The following is a 16822-nucleotide window of genomic DNA, read 5'->3' on the forward strand; positions in this document are numbered from 1 at the left end:
TCGGCAGGGAGGCGTTGACTGGAAACATGAAAGCAGCGTTGATGTACGGCGCCGGCGATGTCCGCGTCGAGACCGTCCCCAACCCCACCATCCAAGAGCCGACCGACGCGATCGTTCGCATCGTCGCCGGCTGCATCTGCGGCAGCGACCTCTGGCCGTACGCGTCGAAAGAGGCCAGCGACGAAGGTGCCCGCATGGGACACGAGTTCGTCGGCATCGTCGAAGAGCTCGGCTCCGAGACATCCGGCCTCAGCGTCGGCGACTTCGTCATCGCCCCCTTCGTCGCCTCCGATGGCACCTGCGACTTCTGCCTCGAGGGACTCCAGACCTCGTGCCGCCATGGCGCACACTGGGGCGGAACCGAAGACGGCGGCCAGGGCGAATTCGCCCGCGTACCGCAGGCCTCGGGCACCCTTGTCGTCGTGCCCGCCGACTTCGACGAGGCGCTCATCCCGTCGCTGCTCAGCCTCTCCGACGTGATGTCGACCGGGTACCACGCGGCCAAGAAGGCAAGCATCGAGCCCGGCCAGACCGTCACCGTGATCGGCGACGGCGCGGTCGGACTGTCCGCGGTCATCGCGGCGAAACTTATGGGGGCCTCGCGCATCATCCTGATGGGCCGCCACGAGGCGCGCACCGACCTGGGCCGCGAGTTCGGGGCCACCGATGTCGTCGCCGAGCGCGGCGACGAGGGTATCGCGCGGGTCAAGGAGCTCACGGGCGGCGACGGAACCCACGTCGTGCTCGAGGCCGTGGGCTTGCTCTCCGCGTTGGAGACCGCGATCGGCGTGGTTCGCGATGGCGGCGTCATCAGCCGCGTCGGGGCCCCGCAGTTTGCGGAGGTTCCACTCGGGTTCTCCGAGTTTATGCGCAACATCACGTTGACCGGCGGCGTCGCCCCGGCACGCGCCTACATCGACGAGCTGCTGCTGCTCGTGCTCGACGGCACGATCGACCCCGGCCGTGTCTTCGACCGAACCGTCGGCATAGACGAGGTACCCGCGGGATACCGAGCGATGGCCGACCGCGAAGCACTCAAAGTGCTCGTCCGCCCGTAACCCTAGGAGAACAACACCATGATGAACATCACTCTGAACAATGGCGTGGTCATGCCGCCCATCGGACTCGGCGTCTTCCAGACGCCTCCCGACGAGACGACGGATGCCGTGGCCTTCGCTCTCCAGACCGGTTACCGCCACATAGACACCGCCGCCGCGTATGCGAACGAGCGAGAGGTCGGCGAGGGCATCCGCCGTTCCGGTGTCGATCGCTCGAAAGTCTTCATCGAAACCAAGGTGTGGATCAGCGACTACGGCTACGACGAGACGCTGCACGCTTTCGACAAGAGCGCGGGCAAACTCGGCGTCGACCAGATCGACCTGCTGATCCTGCACCAGGCACTCCCCGGCGAGTTCGAGAAGACGATCGGTGCGTACAGGGCCCTCGAGCGGTTGCTTGCCGACGGCAAGGTCCGCGCCATCGGCGTCAGCAACTTCATGCGATCCCACCTCGACGCGCTGGCCGACAGCACCGCAATCGTGCCGTCGATCAACCAGATCGAGCTGCACCCCTACTTCCAGCAGCCCGACGTGCAGGCCGCGGATGCCGAGAGGGGCATAGTCACGCAGGCGTGGTCGCCGATCGGCGGCATCACCTCCTACCGCGGCACTGGCAAGAGCAGCTTTGAGGAGCCCGTCATCCTCGACATCGCGAAGCAGTTCGACAAGAGCGCCGCGCAGGTCATGTTGCGCTGGCAGCTCCAGCACGGACGGTCCGCCATCCCGAAATCGACGAAGCCCGAACGCATCGCGGAGAACTTCGACGTCTTCGACTTCGAACTCGACGCCGATCAGATGGGCGCCATCGACGCCCTCGACACCGGTGTGCGCGGCGGCCCCGAGCCTGAAGCCGTCACCCTCGAGGCCTTCGGACGGGAGATCCCGGAAGCATGAGCACTCAAACGCAACCCAGGGTCGTCCTCGTCATCGGAGCCACTGGAAGTGTGGGTCGGCACGTCGTGGCCGAGGCAGTCCGCCAGGGCTACGACACGCGAGCCCTCGTTCGCAACGCCGCACGGGCTGGCCGACTCGATCCCGGGGCGCGCACCGTCGTCGGCCAGCTGACCCGTTCAGAGACGCTCGTCGACGCCGTCGCCGGAATCGATGCGGTCATCTTCACGCAGGGCTCCCTGTACGGTGACGCCGCTGCTGCAGAGACAGTCGACTACGGCGCCGTCAAGAACGTGCTCGAGGCCCTCGGCGGTCGGAAGGTTCGCATCGCCCTGATGACCTCGATCGGCGTGACCAAACGCGGCGGTACCCACGACTGGAAGCGTCGCGGCGAACGTCTCGTGCGCGCGAGCGGCAATCGGTACACGATCGTGCGCCCGGGCTGGTTCGACTACAACGACGCCGACCAGCTCGAGATCACCCTGCTGCAGGGCGACACCCGACTCGCCGGCAGTCCGGCCGACGGGGTCATCGCCCGCCACCAGATCGCCCGCGTCCTAGTCGACAGCCTCGCCTCCGAGGCCGCAGACCACCTCACCTTCGAACTCGTTGCCGAACACGGCCCCGCTCAAGAGGACCTCGAACCCGTTTTCGCCCGACTTGACAAAGACCGGCCGGGATCGGTCGACGGCGTGCGAGACCAGAACAACATGCCGCCCGAATCCGAGCCAGACCGCGTGCGCGCGGACCTCGACGCACTCGACAACTAGGGAGACAACCATGGACTACCGCCTACTCGGACGCACCGGCGTCGAAGTCAGCCCGCTCGCGCTGGGCACCATGATGTTCGGAGCGTGGGGCAATTCCGACGTGGACGACTCCATCCGCGTCATCCATCACGCACTGGATGCCGGCATCAACTTCGTCGACACCGCCGACGTGTACTCCGGCGGCGAGTCGGAGGAGATCGTCGGGCAGGCGCTGAAGGGCCGCAGAGACGACGTCGTGCTGGCCACGAAGTTCTTCATGCCGATGGGGGAGGGCCCCAACCGCAGTGGCGGATCCCGCCGGTACATCATGCGCGCCGTCGAGGACTCGTTGCGACGCCTCGACACCGACTACATCGACCTGTACCAGGTGCACCGTCCAAGTGCGCTGATGGACGTGGAGGAGACCCTCAGCGCTCTCACCGATCTCGTGCGGCAGGGCAAGGTGCGGTACATCGGTTCCTCGTCGTACACCGGCAGTCAGATCGTCGAGGCGCAGGTCGCCTCCCGCGACCGCAACCTCACCCGGTTCGTGACCGAGCAGCCGCCGTACTCGATCCTCGTGCGCGGCATCGAAGAGGACGTGCTTCCCACGACGCAGCGCTACGGGATGGGCACCCTCAGCTATAGCCCACTCGCGGGTGGTTGGCTCTCCGGCAAGTGGCGAAAGGATGCCCCGCCCACACCGACCTCGAAGGCCCGCCCCGGAGCGCGCTTCGACATGTCGACGGTGGCGAACCAGCAGAAGCTTGAGGTCGTCGACGCTCTCGCCCATATTGCGGAGGACGCCGGGATGACCCTGATCGAGCTTGCCATCGCGTTTGTGATCAACCACCCGGGCATCACCTCAGCGATCATCGGACCGCGAACCATGGAGCAGCTCGAGTTGCAGATCACCGCGGCCGAGATGAGCCTGAGCACCGAGACGCTCGACCGTATCGACGAGCTCGTCGCGCCCGGCGTCACCATCAATCCCGACGACAACAGTTACGGTGCCGCGGAGCTGACGCCGGCGGCCCGGCGTCGATAGGTCGGCGGTGTGAACGCCTCCCGCGAGACCGCCGGGGTCGCGGCGAAGTCGTGAATGCGTTCGACAAGATCAAAGCCCACGCAACGGAAGGATCATCATGAGCGAACAACCACGGCAGGTCGGCGGGGGCCGCACCATGTTCGGCGACTTCGCCCCGAAGCTCGCGGAACTGACCGACGACGTGCTCTTCGCCGACGTGTGGAACCGCCCCGACCTCTCCGCCCGTGACCGCAGCCTCATCACGGTCGCCGTGCTCGCCGCCGGCAGCCACACCGGTCAACTCGGCTTCCATCTCGGCCGCGACATTGAGAACGGCGTAAACCAGTCCGAGCTGATCGAAACCATCACCCACGTGACCCTCTACGCCGGCTGGCCCAACGGCATGGCCGACATGGGCGTCGCCAAGAACGTCTTTACAGAACAGAACCGAAAGGAAACAAAGTGAACATCGAACCCGCCATCCCCACCTCCAAGAACCCGCCCGAGCAGTTCGCCGGCGACGTCTGGCTCGACCCGATCGCGCTGCCGCACGAAACCGGCCAGACGATGGTGATTGCCACAGTGCGCTTTGCCCCTGGCGCCCGGACCGCCTGGAACTCCCACGAACTCGGCCAATACATGCGCGTCACCCAGGAAGTCGGCCGCTTCGGCACCCGCGACGGGTCGATCATCGAAGTTCACCCCGGTCAGACCCTCTACACGCCGCCCGGCGAAGAACACTGGCACGCGGCGGCACCCGGCGTCTTCATGGAGCACATCACCGACGACGAGTACAACGGCAGATAGCTCACCTGGGCTTCACGTTTCGCATTGCTGCCTGTCGTCACGCCATGCTCACTCTGAACCGAGATTGGAGCCCGCGGTCTCGGCATCAAGCGCCGGCCCCGGGCGACGGATCGCGCGGCCGCCTTCTGGATCGCGCAATGCTTAGCCAGATTCGCCCGCAGGAAAAGGTAGCCGCCTCGGTGGTATCGAGGGAGCTCGGGAGCCCTGAGGCCATCTTTTAAGCCTTCGCGTTGACTTTCCGGAGAGACGCTGGCAGAAATGGGGCAACTTGGCGATCGTTTGCTTAATTCGGAGAAGTTCCGTGCGGGTTTTAGCTTGAGGAAACGAGTTCTTAGCGGGTCTATAATTACTAGAAAGTAAACTTAGATGCTAGAAAGGCGGTATCTCATGACGGTCGACCTAATCCGAGATGCGCGACGCTCTAGCAGGCTGAGCCAGAAAGACTTGAGCAAGCGCTCTGGAGTCGCAGCATCGTCTCTTTCCCTGATCGAGAACGGCAAGCGAAGCCCGACGATTGAGACAGCGGAAAAACTGTTGAAGTTCACCGGGCACACGCTGATCAGTATCCCCACTCTCCGGGAGACAGCCGCCGCCATCGCGAACCGCATCGGTGAAGCGGTCACCGCCGGTCGCCCCGACCTCGCTCTCCGGCACTTCATCCAGCTCAACGACAATCTGGTCGCCGAGAAGAACGAGGTGCGGTACACCCTCGGGATCGCGGAACCTGCGCCCACCGGGCAAAAACACTGGGACGCAGCCATAGCAGGTGTGGTCGCATACCGCCTGCGCGAGGAGGGGTTTCCGGCTCCGAGCTGGACGTTGAAGCCGGGCCGCCGACTCAGGAAGCGCTGGACCGTGAACTCGGGACGATATGTCGTGCCCGTGGATCCTCAGAACGTTCCCGCAGAGTTCCTCGAACGCGGTGTCCTCGTGGACGCGCTAACGCTCGCGAGCATCTAGTTGGCCCTCTCACGAGACGACCTCATCCTGGGCCTCCGCCAGGTCGTCGAATACTTGCGGGCGGCAGGCGAACCCGGCGGGATCCGAATCGTCGGCGGTGCGGCGCTATCGCTGCGGCACTTCGAACGCGGCACCACCGACGACATCGACGCGACAGTCCACCCAATTGAGCCAGCCATGCAGGCAGCAGCTGAGGTGGCTGCGAGAAACGGTTGGACGACCTCGTGGTTCAACACAGCGGCGGCCCAGTTCGTCCCCTTCGCGATAGCCGAGTGGGAACCCCTGTACGACGACGGTGAAGTGAGTGTCTGGGTGGCGTCAGCTCGAATGCTGCTCGCGATGAAGCTCCGAGCAAGCAGACCCGGACGCGACGACGACGACATCGCGAACCTCCTCGCCATTTGTGAAGTCGCCAACTCGGATGACGCGGGGGAACTGTATGAGGAGTTCTACCCCGGCGAGACACTCGAGCCGAAGGCGCATCGGATATTGAATGTGATCTTCGCGAAAGGGCTGCCCGAGATTCCTGAGGCGCCAGCCGCCGCATTAATATGACTTGCCAATAGACGGCTTCCGTGGCGTACGTGCCTAGCGGCGGGTGGGGGACTTGATGCTGGCACCTTTATTCAATGTTTATTGATTCGAGGTCGACCTTGACCGATCCAGGCGTGCCGATAAAATGAAAGCCACGCAAAACAAGAAACTCCCGGTCAGGTAAAGATAACCCGAGACCAACCCACTAATGCAGGTACGCGAGGATCGCTCGGACTCAATCCGTCGGTCACGGGTTCAAGTCCCGTCCGCCCCACCGCTAGAAACCTGAGCGGGCGTTATTGCCTGCCCGGTGCTAAGGGTCCTCCGTGGACTCAGATGCTCTACGGGTAATTGAGTCTTCGGGGTCCGGGATTCTCTCCGCATGGCGCCGACTCGGCTCCGCGGAACGGCGGCGGCTCTCGCGGCAACTCGGTCCGGAAATCCCGTTTTCGTCGACGTGAAGAGCGGCGCCGGAGGCGTGCTCATCGCGCTCGCGAAGGATGGGACCGCCGCCCGAAAGGATGAGCCGGATCGCGGCTCACCAGATCGAGGCTTGAGCCGCGGAAATTGGCAGGTAGCGTCGTTCGCCATGTGCCGTGAAGGCCTCCGCAATGGCGGCCGCGTCCCCTGACCTAAGACTTTCGAGGAGGCGCTCATGGCGCTTGCAGCCTTCCAGGAGGCCACCGTGGGTTTGGGCTTCGATGCTCAGGTTGCGTGACATGTATAACTGCATCTGGTCCATCAGGGTCGAGTAGGCCTGTTGGAGCCGACGGTGTCCCGCCATTGCGACGAGGGTGAGGTGGAAGTCGCGGTTGGCGATGAACACGCCGACAGCATCGTCGTTTCGCGCCGCGTCCCACATGCGGGTCACGGTCTCTTCGAGATCGTGGAAGTCAGCGTCGGGAAGTTTGGGGATGAGTTGGTCCAGCGCGAACTTCTCGAGAACGTAGCGCAAACCGTAGATCTCGTCGACATCGTTCTGGCTCAGGCTAACAACCCGATAGCCGCGGCGCGGAGTCTGTTCGATGATGTGCTGGGCGGCGAGGATACGCAGCGCCTCTCGAAGGGGTGGCCGGCTGATGCCAAGTTGAGCCGCGAGCCTGGGCTCGAACAGGCGCTCGTCTGCGCCGAGATCCCCGTTCGCGATGAGCCGTTTGATCTCCTCGCAGGCAAGATCGACGAGGCTTGGTTGGCTGATCATTTCAAAAGAATACTGTCTACATTCAACGTCGACGGCTGCGGACACGATTAACGAATCAGAAACACAAATGACATGGCGATGCAACGCGGTCACGGAAGGGTGTCTTTTGTAGACATCTTGGAGCGGGGCCAGTGGGCCCCGCTCTCCCTCACCCCGATGGAGGCAACGCATGCAGGATCACAGCGCACAAAGCAATCAACTCAAATCGAAATTTGCACGACGTTCCCTTGTGGGATTCCTGGCCTTTGCAGCAGTGGGCGTGAGTCTTGCAGCCTGCAGCTCCACGGTTTCCTCGGCGGGTGCGGGCTCGCCCGTACCAGTGACCATGCAATTCAACTATCTGAAGAATGTGCAGTTCGCAGGCAGCCTTGTCGCCTTGGACAAGGGCCTGTACGCAAAGCACGGCATCGACATGACGTTGACTGCCGGTGGTCCCAACCTTTCGGTCGAGCCCGTCGTCCAGAGCGGCAAGGCGCTCGTCGGCATCACCCACACCGCGACTGCCGTGAACGCCATCAACAACGGTGCGGACCTCACCATAATCGGGGCGGGTTACCAGAAGAATCCGTTCTGCATCGTGTCTCTCGCCGGAAAACCGATCAGTTCGCCGAAAGACTTGATGGGCAAGAAGATCGGCGTCTCCGCCACCAACCTGCCGATCTGGAATGCCTTCCTCAAGGCGAATGGCATCAGCTCCACGCAGGTAACGACCGTGACGATTGACTTCGACCCCACCCCACTCGTCAGCGGCGAGGTTGACGGTTTCGTTGGTTTCTACACCAACGAGCCGATCATTCTCGAACAGAAGGGGGTGAAGACGCAGACCATGCTTCTTAACGACTTCGGCTATCCGCTGCTGGAAGAGGTCTACATCGCCAAGACGTCCAGTTTGAAGGATGCAGCAAAGCGCAAAGAGATCGTCGAGGTCATGAAGGCCGAGTCCGAGGGCTGGGCACAAGCCGCAGCAGACCCGTCGTTGGGCGCCGGGCTGGCCACGAACAAATACGGCAAGGACCTGAAGCTAAGCCTGGAACAGCAGATCCTCGCGGCCACCTCGCAGAACGGATTGGTCGTCTCAGATACCACCAAGGCGAAGGGCTTGTTCTGGATGAGCGACGGCGATATTGCGGCGACTGTGAAGTCGCTCTCACTCGGTGGTTCCAAAGCCACCGCAGCCATGTTCAGCGACGACGTCCTCAAAGACGTCTACTCGAAGTAAGGACTGACCCCGATGGACGCGACCAACGACGGCATCCACATAAACAACGTCTCGAAGGAGTTCACATCTCGATCCGGCACCGTTCTGGCTCTGGACGCGATAGACCTCTCGACTCCGCGCGGTAGCTTCGTGTCGTTGCTCGGTCCATCGGGGTGCGGCAAGTCCACCATTCTCCGCATTCTCGCCGATCTGGACTCGGCGTCCGGGGGTGAGGTGCTCGTGCACGGAGAATCGCCGTCACAAATTCGCAAGGCTCACCAGCTCGGCATCGCCTTCCAAGATTCCGCTCTTCTGCCGTGGCGTTCGGTCATCGACAATATTCGCCTTCCGCTGGAGGCCGCGGGAGTCCCCGACGACTCGATGATTCACGACCTCGTCGACCTCGTCGGCCTGAAGGGATTCGAGAACGCCAGGCCATCGCAGCTGTCCGGGGGAATGCGGCAACGGGTCGCGATCGCGCGTTCTCTGGTGCACCGGCCCGAAGTCCTTCTCCTGGACGAACCCTTCGGGGCTCTGGACGAGATGACGAGGCAGCGACTCAACCTCGAGCTGCTTCGCGTCTGGGCAGAACGCCAGACAACTACCCTTCTAGTCACCCACTCGGTGGCCGAGGCCGTCTTCCTCTCGGACACCGTCGTGGTCATGTCGGCCCGGCCTGGTCGAGTCGTGAAAGTAGTCCCCATCGACCTGCCGCGTCCGCGAACACTCGATTTGCTCTCCAGCCCGGAGTTCCTCGAACTGACGGCAATGCTCACCCGGCTCCTGTTCGCCTCATCGGAAGAGGAAGCAGCATGACGGCGGTGGCCGCGCCCCTCAGCTCACGGGGGCCGGTGCGACTGCGTCTTCCTCAGAAGGCTCGCTCCGGTTTGCTCGTGCTTGCAGGACTAGCCGTGCTGCTCGGGGCCTGGATAATCGCCGCTGGCACCGTCGGAGCAAGCGCGAAGATCATTCCCCAGCCCTGGACCGTCGTGCACGCCTTGTTCGCAGATGGCTTCTACGGCCAAAGTCTCACCGGCACCTGGTGGGAAGCGATTCGGGGATTCTTCTTCGGAAACGTCGCGGCAGTTGTTGCCGGCGCAACCTGCATTCTGTGGCCCCGGCTGCGTGGGTTCATCATGCAACTCGCCGCGGCAACCTACAGTGCCCCGGCAGTGGCCATCGGCCCGATTCTGATTGTCTTCGTCGACCCAGACACCACGAAGGTCGTCATCTCGGCGCTGTCGGTGTTCTTCGTTTCGGCGTCGGGAATCCTGCTGGGGCTCTCCAGCGCATCGGCAAGTTCGCTGGAGCTAATTCATGCGATGGGGGGCAACACGCTGTTCGGATTGCGCAAGGTTCGCCTCCGGTTCGCAGTGCCCGCAGCGGCGGCGGGAATCGCCCTGTCGGCGCCCGGGGCGTTGCTCGGCGCGATCGTCGCGGAGTATCTCGGCGGAGACAGCGGCATCGGCGTCGCGATGGTGCAGGCGCAGCAGGCCTTTGAGGTGCCGCGTACGTGGGCTCTCGCTCTTCTCGCAACATTGATCTCCGCGGCGGGGTACATCGTGGTCTCGCTCATCGCCCGTCGCTTCAGCTTCGAGATGATCAATAACGATGCCGCGGTCGGGCGCGCGGCCCCCCGCCTGAAGAGGTACGGGTGGCGCCGGACGGGCATCCCCGTCGGCAAGGTCGCAGCCGGGGTTGTCATCGTGTGTGCCGTTTGGTACGCCCTCATTTGGGCGCTTCGGCTCGACAGCTACCTGGCGAAGACACCGGGGGATATCTTGGCCTTCCTCACCGTTTCGGAGGGAGCCGCCGAGCACCGGAGCATCATCTTCGGTGCGCTGGGGATCACACTTCGGGATGCTTTAGCCGGCTACCTCGTGGGAAGCGCGGTGGCAATCGTCGCAGCGATTTCGATCCAATTCTCGACCGTGATCGAAGCGATGTTCATGCCGATCGCCATGACGCTGCGATCGATCCCTCTTGTAGCGCTGACTCCTTTAGTCGGGTTGGTTTTCGGCCGGGACTTGATCGGAGTCGCCGTCCTGACCGCCACGATCACGTTCGTGCCGACCCTGGTAAATCTCACTGTCGGGATGAAGCAAATGCCGCGATCGGCGGAAGACCTGCTTCACGCCTATGGACTGGGATGGAGGCAGGCAGTCGCTGTTCGCACAATGTTCGCGCTTCCCTCGCTTGTCACGAGCGCGCGAATCGCCATCCCGGGTGCCATTCTCGGTGCGGTGCTCGCCGAGTACCTCGCGACCGCGACCGGACTCGGGCACCTCATCGCTCTATCGTCCGCGAACTCCGACTTCTCCACTCTCTGGGCGGCGGTGACGGTCACAACGGTCCTCTCCGTGGTGTTCTACGCACTGCTCTCCCGGCTCGAATCTGCCGCCGTTCGAAGACTCAGCCCGTGACCATATCCATCATCCTGAAAATCCGAACGAGGACTCTCTCATGAACGAACTGCTGGTACCCCGCGTCACTATGACAGTGCTGCCGATGTTGACACCGAACGATATCTCCGCGGTCGCTGAAGCACTCGCCGACGGGACGATCGACCCGCACAACGTGATCGCCGTCATCGGCAAGAGCGAGGGCCAGGGCCTACACAACGACTACGGACGACTCTTCGCCGAGACCAGCCTGAAAGGTGCCATCGCCGCGGCGCGTGGAACTTCCAGCGATCAGGTGGCCGACACCGTGACATTTGTCATCTCCGGTGGAACCCCTGGCGTGATCAGTCCGCACGCCACCCTGGTCAGCCAGGAATGGGTTCCGGCCAGCGAAGCCTCGGCGAGTCCGGGTTCGGGTGGACTCGTGGTGGGGCGCGCCCACACCGAAGAGATCCTTCCGGAGGAGATTGGTCGGGTCGGTCAGATCGACAAGGTGGCCGCGGCGGTGAAGGAGGCGATGCAGTCCGCTGGAATCACCGATCCGGCCGACGTCCACCTCGTCATGGCGAAAGGTCCGGCTCTTTCGCAACGGGGTATCGACGAGGCTCATTCACGCGGCAATAGCGTCGTGACCATCGATCCAGGTATCGGCCCGATGGGGTCGATGTGCTGGTCGAATGACGGGGCCGCCCTCGGGATCGCCGCCGCCCTCGGCGAAGTTGATCGCCGCCTGATCAGCGACGCGGTCGTTCGTGAGGACTGGTCGCTCTATAGCTCCGTGGCAATCACGTCGGCAGGGGGCGAGAAACGCCGCGGCGAGGTGATCGTCATGGGCAATCGTCTTGACTCGGCATCCGACATCCGAATCGGTCATGGAATGACGGCGGACTTTGCCGACACTGGCGGGGTCATCGCCGCGCTGAAGGACGCCGGGCTCGACTTCGAATACATTCCAAGCGACGCCGACAAAGCCCGGATCGTCCAGGTCTTCGCCAAGTTCGCTCTGCCCGGGACGAACGTGCTGCGCGGCGCGCACATCACAATGCTGGACGATCATGAGGCCCACCATGTAGCGAAGGCCGTCGGCGGCGCGCTCGTGGTGAGCGTCACGGGAAAGCCGGCCAGCTTCATCTCGGGTGGTGAACGGAACTCGCACATGGGCCCGCCAGGAGCCAATCCCGTTGCCGCGGTGATCCGCCGATGACGCTCGGCGCCCTTCCCCTGCGCGGGCCGCGCGGGGCAATCAGCAAACTGGATCCGTTCCTCGCGGCCATGGCGCTTGTCATCGTGCTGGCCACGTTGCTCCCCGCCCGGGGAGCCTCCGCGTCCTTCGTCAGCGTCGGGAGCTACATCGCGATCGTCCTGCTCTTCTTCCTCAATGGCGTTCGACTGCCGACCCGCGAGGCAATCGAGGGACTGAAGAACTGGAAGTTGCATTCGGCCGTACTCATCGCGTCGTTCGTGATCTTCCCCATCCTCGGGTTCGCAGCGAGGTTGACGGTTCCGTGGCTTCTCACACCGCAGCTGTATGTGGGGGTCATGTTTCTCTCGACGCTGCCCTCGACGGTGCAATCCTCCATTGCGTTCACGTCCATCGCGAAAGGGAACGTCGGCGCGGCAATCTGCGCGGCATCGCTCTCCAACCTTCTCGGAATCGTCCTCTCGCCGCTTCTCGTGGCGCTGTTCCTTGGGCGCAGCGGGTCATTTTCTCTAGGGACCCTGTCCTCGATCGCTCTGCAGATTCTCGTTCCGTTCGTGGCCGGGCAGTTGCTCAGGCGGTGGCTGGCCCCGGTGGAGAGCCGTCACCGTTCCATCACCAAGGTCGTCGACCGCGGGTCCATCCTTGTAGTCGTCTATTCCGCATTCAGCGCCAGCGTAATCGGCGGGATCTGGAAGCAACTGTCGATCTGGTCGGTGCTCGGTGTGGTCGTCGCAGACATCGTGTTGTTGGCACTTGTGCTTGTCATCACCGCGAGGGGTTCGAAACTGCTGGGGTTCAGCCGGATGGATCAGATCGCCATCATCTTCTGCGGATCCAAGAAGAGCCTGACGACGGGAGTGCCGATAGCTGCGGTTCAGTTCGCCGGTCCCACCCTCGGCCTGACCATCTTCCCCTTAATGCTCTTCCACCAAATCCAGATCATCGTCGGCGCAGTGCTCGCCAGCCGCTTCGCGCGCCTGGACAACCTTGCCGGAGGAGGAGAATAGGCCATGAACGAGTTCTCGGTAGTGGAGATTGCCCGCGGCCTCAGCGCCGGGTCGATGTCGGCGATGGATGTGCTCGATGGATGTCTCGAACAACTCGAACGGGTCAACCCGGGCATCAATGCGGTCGTCACGGTGAATCCGGGTGCCCGCGCGGAAGCTCGGGCGAGCGAGGAACGGCATCGCGTTGGGGCTTCCCTTGGCCCCTTGGACGGGGTCCCGATCACGGTCAAGGACAATTTGCTCGTAGGCGGCCTTCGCGCGACCTGGGGAACGCGCCTGTTCGAGGATCACATCGCCAGCCACGACGAGCTCCCGGTGGAGACGCTTCGGCGAGCGGGTGCAGTCATCGTCGGCAAGACCAATGTGTCTGAGTTCACGGTCGGAGGCTTCACAAACAACCCGATATTCGGGGCCACTCTCAATCCGCTGAACACGGCGCTCACTCCTGGCGGCTCAAGCGGGGGCGCGGTCGCTTCAGTCGCCGCGGGTATCGTCCCGCTGGCACTCGCCACCGACGGCGGCGGTTCGATTCGGCGTCCTGCCGCACACACGGGCCTCGTCGGTTTCAAACCGTCGTCGGGCCGGGTCGCGCGCGGCGCAGGATTCCCGGTTATCTTTGGCGACTTCGAGGTGGTCGGCCCAATCGCCGCGACTGTAGCGGATGTCATCCTCGCGATGGAGGTGCTCGGACAGCCAGACATTCGCGATCCGCGATCGCGGTTGTTCAGTCCATGGCGCCTCGGATCCGAGGATGCGAGACCACTGCCTGGACTTCGTATTCTTGCTGTCGAACAGATCGGCGACGCGCCAGTCGAGCCCGCCATCCGGTCGAGCTTCCGGGAGGCGCAGGCAGCCCTTGCCGAGCTCGGTCACCTCGTGGAACCAGGATGTCTCCCGTTTGACATCGATTCCACCGGTGCCTGGAGCGAGGAACTTGTCGCCCGGGGATTGGCGCGACTCGCTTCGGAGTATCCGGGATTCGCCAGCCTTGTCTCACCCAGATTCGCCGAACAAGCGCAGCGTGGCGCTGCGCTTCGCGATATCACATCGTCCGGATTGGACGAGTCGATCGCGGCGTTTCGCGGCCAAGTCTCAGCGGCGTACCGGTCCTTCGACGTCATCCTCATGCCGGCGACGGCCGCGCAGCCGTGGCCTGTCGAATTCGAGTACCCGGCTGCGATCGACGGCATTCCGGTCGGCCCGCGGGGTCATGCAGTCTTCACCGGCTGGGTCAACGCCGCCGGAAATCCGGCCGTGAGCATCCCCATCGGATGGGACGCGACGGGGTTACCAATCGGGGCTCAGCTCATCGGCCCGATTGGGTCGGACGAAGTCGCCCTCGCTTTGGCCCTGGAGCTCGAGGCGACCCTAAGGCGCAGCCCAATCACAAATTCCCCGCTCACAATTCAAGAAAGAACAGGAGGGCCCCGTGCATCTCACCCCCGCTGACACCGAGAAACTGCTTCTGACCGTGGCAGGCATGGTCGCGCGAGACCGCCTCCAGCGTGGCGTACTGCTGAACTACCCAGAGACGGTGGCCTTGTTGAGCACGTGGGTGATCGAACGTGCGCGGGATGGCATGACGGTTGCGGATCTCATGGTCGACGGGCGCTCGGTGTTGCGTCGTGACCAGGTCATGGAGGGTGTCGCAGAGATGCTCACCGACGTGCAGATCGAGGCCACGTTTCCCGATGGGCGCAAGCTCGTCACCATTCACCAGCCGATCGCCTAACGGAAAGAGACAGAATGGCCGGCCATTCCTCGGCGGGGCCGGGTGCAGTTCGCATCCGCCCTGGCACCCACACGCTCAACGCTGATAGATCGGACAGTGAGCGTATCCGCTTGCTCTTCGTCAACACGGGGGATCGGCCGGTCCAGGTCGGGTCCCACTTGCACCTACCGGACGCGAACGCGGCCCTCGATTTCGACCGGGGCGCGGCTCACGGCTTCCGGCTGGATATCCCCTCGGGTACCTCACAGCGATTCGAACCAGGTGCCTCCCGCGAGCTCGACGCGGTCGCCCTGAAGGGGGCGCGGCGGGTGCCCGGCCTCCAACTCCGCAACGCCGACAAGGAGCAACTCGATGGTTGAGATCAGCAGGGAACGTTATGCGGCCATCTACGGGCCGACGACCGGCGACCAGGTGCGCCTGGGGGACACCGACCTGTGGATCGAGATCGAAAGCGATCGCACCTTCGGGGGAGAGGAGGCGGTATTCGGCGGAGGCAAGTCCATTCGCGAGTCGATGGCGCAGGGAACGGTCAGTCGAGCCGACGGGGCCCTGGACACCGTGATCACGAATGCGATCGTGTTGGACTGGTGGGGGATCGTTCGGGCGGATGTCGGAATCCGAGACGGCAGAATCGTCGCGCTGGGGCGGGCGGGCAACTCAGACATCGCAGATGGGGTGCATGCGCTTCTGGCGATCGGTCCGAGCACCGACGTGATCTCCGGCGAGGGCAAGATCCTCACCGCGGGAGCCATCGACTCCCATGTGCACCTCCTTTCGCCGTCGCAGATCCACGAGGCTCTCGCGACGGGGATCACCACGATCGTCGGCGGAGGCACGGGCCCGTCCGAGGGGTCGAAAGCGACGACGGTGACGCCCGGGGCTTGGCACCTCGAGACCATGCACCGGTCGCTCGATGCTCTGCCGGTGAACTTCCTGCTGCTCGGTAAGGGCAATACGGTATCGGCGGCGGCATTCCGCGAGCAGGCACTCGCCGGGGCGGCCGGCTACAAGGTGCATGAGGACTGGGGCTCCACCCCCGCGGCGATCGACGCCGCGTTGCGGGCCGCGGACGAGTTCGGCCTGCAGGTCGCGCTGCACTCGGACTCCCTCAATGAGGCGGGTTTCGTGGAGTCGACCATCGGGGCGATCGCCGGGCGCTCGATCCATGCCTTCCACGTGGAGGGTGCGGGCGGGGGCCACGCGCCCGACATCCTGCGGATCGCGTCGTTGCCGCACATCATTCCGGGCTCGACGAACCCGACGCTGCCGCACACCGTGAATACGGTCGCCGAGCACCTCGACATGCTCATGGTGTGCCACCACCTGAACCCGGCCGTGCCCGAGGACCTCGCGTTCGCCGAGTCCCGCATCCGTGCCACGACCATTGCGGCGGAGGACATCCTCCACGACATGGGAGCACTGTCGATCGTGTCGTCCGACGCCCAGGCGATGGGCCGCATCGGCGAGGTCATCACCCGAGCCTGGCAGGTCGCACACGTGATGAAGGCACGGCGAGGGCCGCTCGGCGGCAGCCTGCCGGCCGACAACGAGCGCGCCCGCCGGTATGTCGCCAAGTACACGATCAACCCCGCGATCGCGCACGGCATCGCCGGTGAGGTTGGTTCGGTGGAGCCGGGCAAGCTCGCCGATCTGGTGCTGTGGGAGCCGAAGTTCTTCGGCATCCGTCCCTCGGTGATCATCAAGGGCGGCGGCATCGTCTGGGGCGCACTGGGAGACCCGAACGCGTCGATTCCCACCCCGCAGCCGGTGCTTATGCGCCCCGCGTTCACTAACGCCATCGGCGCGGATCTGTCGGTGTCGTTTGTGTCGCCGGCAGCGCTCGATGACGGCGTGACAGAGCGTCTCGGGTTGCGGCGTCGGTTGCTGCCGGTGGCGCCGACCCGTGCCGTCGGTAAGGCGCAGATGGAGAACAACGACCTCTTGCCGCGCATCGACATTCGCCCGGACACTTTCGAGATCAGCATCGACGGCGATCTCGTCGTGCCCGCCCCCGCCGACCGCTTGCCCCTCGCGCAGCTCTACACGATGTTCTAA

General features: G+C 64.0%; 18 protein-coding genes. 17 read left to right on the forward strand and 1 reads right to left on the reverse strand.

Translation table 11 applies throughout. The annotated features are described in order from the left end of the window. Nucleotides 1-26 precede the first annotated feature (26 nt). The 8 genes from FVP33_RS15355 to FVP33_RS15390 all read left to right on the forward strand — a co-directional run bounded on the left by FVP33_RS15355 (nt 27) and on the right by FVP33_RS15390 (nt 6047). Nucleotides 27-1058 (forward strand): zinc-dependent alcohol dehydrogenase family protein, encoded by a 1032-nt coding sequence (locus tag FVP33_RS15355; protein ID WP_147784570.1) that lies wholly within the window; start codon nt 27-29, stop codon nt 1056-1058. Nucleotides 1059-1079: 21 nt separating this feature from the next. Further along, nucleotides 1080-1952: an aldo/keto reductase gene (locus tag FVP33_RS15360; protein WP_222706763.1), complete on the forward strand. Its 873-nt coding sequence runs from the start codon at nt 1080-1082 to the stop codon at nt 1950-1952. Then, nucleotides 1949-2719 (forward strand): SDR family oxidoreductase, encoded by a 771-nt coding sequence (locus FVP33_RS15365; RefSeq protein WP_147784572.1) that lies wholly within the window; start codon nt 1949-1951, stop codon nt 2717-2719. Before FVP33_RS15360 ends, FVP33_RS15365 begins: the two co-directional genes overlap by 4 nt. A gap of 10 nt (nt 2720-2729) precedes the next feature. Next, the gene (locus FVP33_RS15370; protein ID WP_147784573.1) at nt 2730-3746 is read left to right on the forward strand and encodes an aldo/keto reductase; all 1017 of its coding nucleotides are present in this window, start codon (nt 2730-2732) and stop codon (nt 3744-3746) included. Between the two features lie 97 nt (nt 3747-3843). Further along, on the forward strand, nt 3844-4191 hold the full coding sequence (locus FVP33_RS15375) for a carboxymuconolactone decarboxylase family protein (protein ID WP_147784574.1): 348 nt from the start codon (nt 3844-3846) through the stop codon (nt 4189-4191). Then, the gene (locus tag FVP33_RS15380) at nt 4188-4532 is read left to right on the forward strand and encodes a cupin domain-containing protein (protein ID WP_147784575.1); all 345 of its coding nucleotides are present in this window, start codon (nt 4188-4190) and stop codon (nt 4530-4532) included. Before FVP33_RS15375 ends, FVP33_RS15380 begins: the two co-directional genes overlap by 4 nt. Before the next feature lie 387 nt (nt 4533-4919). Beyond that, nucleotides 4920-5492, forward strand: coding sequence for a helix-turn-helix domain-containing protein (locus tag FVP33_RS15385; RefSeq protein WP_147784576.1), 573 nt, complete (start codon nt 4920-4922; stop codon nt 5490-5492). Then, complete coding sequence (locus FVP33_RS15390; RefSeq protein ID WP_147784577.1) at nt 5493-6047, forward strand: DUF6036 family nucleotidyltransferase; 555 nt, start codon at nt 5493-5495, stop codon at nt 6045-6047. It begins immediately after the preceding gene. Nucleotides 6048-6564: 517 nt separating this feature from the next. On the opposite strand, the gene FVP33_RS15395 is transcribed toward FVP33_RS15390, so the two are convergent. Continuing rightward, nucleotides 6565-7227, reverse strand: a complete 663-nt coding sequence (locus FVP33_RS15395) for a GntR family transcriptional regulator (RefSeq protein WP_222706757.1) — start codon at nt 7225-7227, stop codon at nt 6565-6567. Between the two features lie 169 nt (nt 7228-7396). On the opposite strand from FVP33_RS15395, the gene FVP33_RS15400 reads away from it, so the two are divergent. Genes FVP33_RS15400 through FVP33_RS15440 form a run of 9 tightly spaced genes read left to right on the forward strand, consistent with a single transcriptional unit; the run spans nt 7397 to nt 16822 of the window. Beyond that, nucleotides 7397-8446 carry an ABC transporter substrate-binding protein gene (locus FVP33_RS15400; RefSeq protein WP_147784579.1) on the forward strand — a complete coding sequence of 350 codons (1050 nt, stop codon included), beginning with the start codon at nt 7397-7399 and terminating at the stop codon, nt 8444-8446. A 12-nt stretch (nt 8447-8458) separates the two neighbouring features. Next, on the forward strand, nt 8459-9241 hold the full coding sequence (locus FVP33_RS15405) for an ABC transporter ATP-binding protein (protein WP_147784580.1): 783 nt from the start codon (nt 8459-8461) through the stop codon (nt 9239-9241). Next, entirely contained in the window at nt 9238-10848 is a 1611-nt protein-coding gene (locus FVP33_RS15410; RefSeq protein ID WP_147784581.1) for an ABC transporter permease, read from the forward strand. The genes FVP33_RS15405 and FVP33_RS15410 overlap by 4 nt, the downstream gene beginning before the upstream one ends. Before the next feature lie 40 nt (nt 10849-10888). Continuing rightward, nucleotides 10889-12031, forward strand: a complete 1143-nt coding sequence (locus FVP33_RS15415; RefSeq protein ID WP_147784582.1) for a ring-opening amidohydrolase — start codon at nt 10889-10891, stop codon at nt 12029-12031. Continuing rightward, on the forward strand, nt 12028-13035 hold the full coding sequence (locus FVP33_RS15420; RefSeq protein ID WP_147784583.1) for a bile acid:sodium symporter family protein: 1008 nt from the start codon (nt 12028-12030) through the stop codon (nt 13033-13035). The genes FVP33_RS15415 and FVP33_RS15420 overlap by 4 nt, the downstream gene beginning before the upstream one ends. Nucleotides 13036-13038: 3 nt before the next feature. After that, nucleotides 13039-14484: an amidase gene (locus FVP33_RS15425; protein WP_147784584.1), complete on the forward strand. Its 1446-nt coding sequence runs from the start codon at nt 13039-13041 to the stop codon at nt 14482-14484. Then, nucleotides 14465-14767, forward strand: coding sequence for an urease subunit gamma (locus tag FVP33_RS15430; protein ID WP_147784585.1), 303 nt, complete (start codon nt 14465-14467; stop codon nt 14765-14767). The genes FVP33_RS15425 and FVP33_RS15430 overlap by 20 nt, the downstream gene beginning before the upstream one ends. A gap of 14 nt (nt 14768-14781) precedes the next feature. Continuing rightward, nucleotides 14782-15126, forward strand: coding sequence for an urease subunit beta (ureB, locus tag FVP33_RS15435; protein ID WP_147784586.1), 345 nt, complete (start codon nt 14782-14784; stop codon nt 15124-15126). Further along, nucleotides 15119-16822: an urease subunit alpha gene (locus FVP33_RS15440; RefSeq protein ID WP_147784587.1), complete on the forward strand. Its 1704-nt coding sequence runs from the start codon at nt 15119-15121 to the stop codon at nt 16820-16822. The genes ureB and FVP33_RS15440 overlap by 8 nt, the downstream gene beginning before the upstream one ends.

Source organism: Lacisediminihabitans profunda (assembly GCF_008040105.1).
GTDB classification, from domain to species: Bacteria; Actinomycetota; Actinomycetes; order Actinomycetales; family Microbacteriaceae; genus Lacisediminihabitans; species Lacisediminihabitans profunda.

Excerpts from the sequence above, each read along its gene's own strand:
- FVP33_RS15395 (WP_222706757.1), bottom strand. The coding sequence starts at position 7,227 with ATGATCAGCCAACCAAGCCTCGTCGATCTTGCCTGCGAGGAGATCAAA.
- FVP33_RS15370 (WP_147784573.1), top strand. The coding sequence starts at position 2,730 with ATGGACTACCGCCTACTCGGACGCACCGGCGTCGAAGTCAGCCCGCTC.
- FVP33_RS15410 (WP_147784581.1), top strand. The coding sequence starts at position 9,238 with ATGACGGCGGTGGCCGCGCCCCTCAGCTCACGGGGGCCGGTGCGACTG.
- FVP33_RS15385 (WP_147784576.1), top strand. The coding sequence starts at position 4,920 with ATGACGGTCGACCTAATCCGAGATGCGCGACGCTCTAGCAGGCTGAGC.
- FVP33_RS15375 (WP_147784574.1), top strand. The coding sequence starts at position 3,844 with ATGAGCGAACAACCACGGCAGGTCGGCGGGGGCCGCACCATGTTCGGC.
- FVP33_RS15415 (WP_147784582.1), top strand. The coding sequence starts at position 10,889 with ATGAACGAACTGCTGGTACCCCGCGTCACTATGACAGTGCTGCCGATG.
- FVP33_RS15400 (WP_147784579.1), top strand. The coding sequence starts at position 7,397 with ATGCAGGATCACAGCGCACAAAGCAATCAACTCAAATCGAAATTTGCA.
- FVP33_RS15405 (WP_147784580.1), top strand. The coding sequence starts at position 8,459 with ATGGACGCGACCAACGACGGCATCCACATAAACAACGTCTCGAAGGAG.
- FVP33_RS15440 (WP_147784587.1), top strand. The coding sequence starts at position 15,119 with ATGGTTGAGATCAGCAGGGAACGTTATGCGGCCATCTACGGGCCGACG.
- FVP33_RS15425 (WP_147784584.1), top strand. The coding sequence starts at position 13,039 with ATGAACGAGTTCTCGGTAGTGGAGATTGCCCGCGGCCTCAGCGCCGGG.
- ureB (WP_147784586.1), top strand. The coding sequence starts at position 14,782 with ATGGCCGGCCATTCCTCGGCGGGGCCGGGTGCAGTTCGCATCCGCCCT.
- FVP33_RS15420 (WP_147784583.1), top strand. The coding sequence starts at position 12,028 with ATGACGCTCGGCGCCCTTCCCCTGCGCGGGCCGCGCGGGGCAATCAGC.
- FVP33_RS15360 (WP_222706763.1), top strand. The coding sequence starts at position 1,080 with ATGAACATCACTCTGAACAATGGCGTGGTCATGCCGCCCATCGGACTC.
- FVP33_RS15355 (WP_147784570.1), top strand. The coding sequence starts at position 27 with ATGAAAGCAGCGTTGATGTACGGCGCCGGCGATGTCCGCGTCGAGACC.
- FVP33_RS15365 (WP_147784572.1), top strand. The coding sequence starts at position 1,949 with ATGAGCACTCAAACGCAACCCAGGGTCGTCCTCGTCATCGGAGCCACT.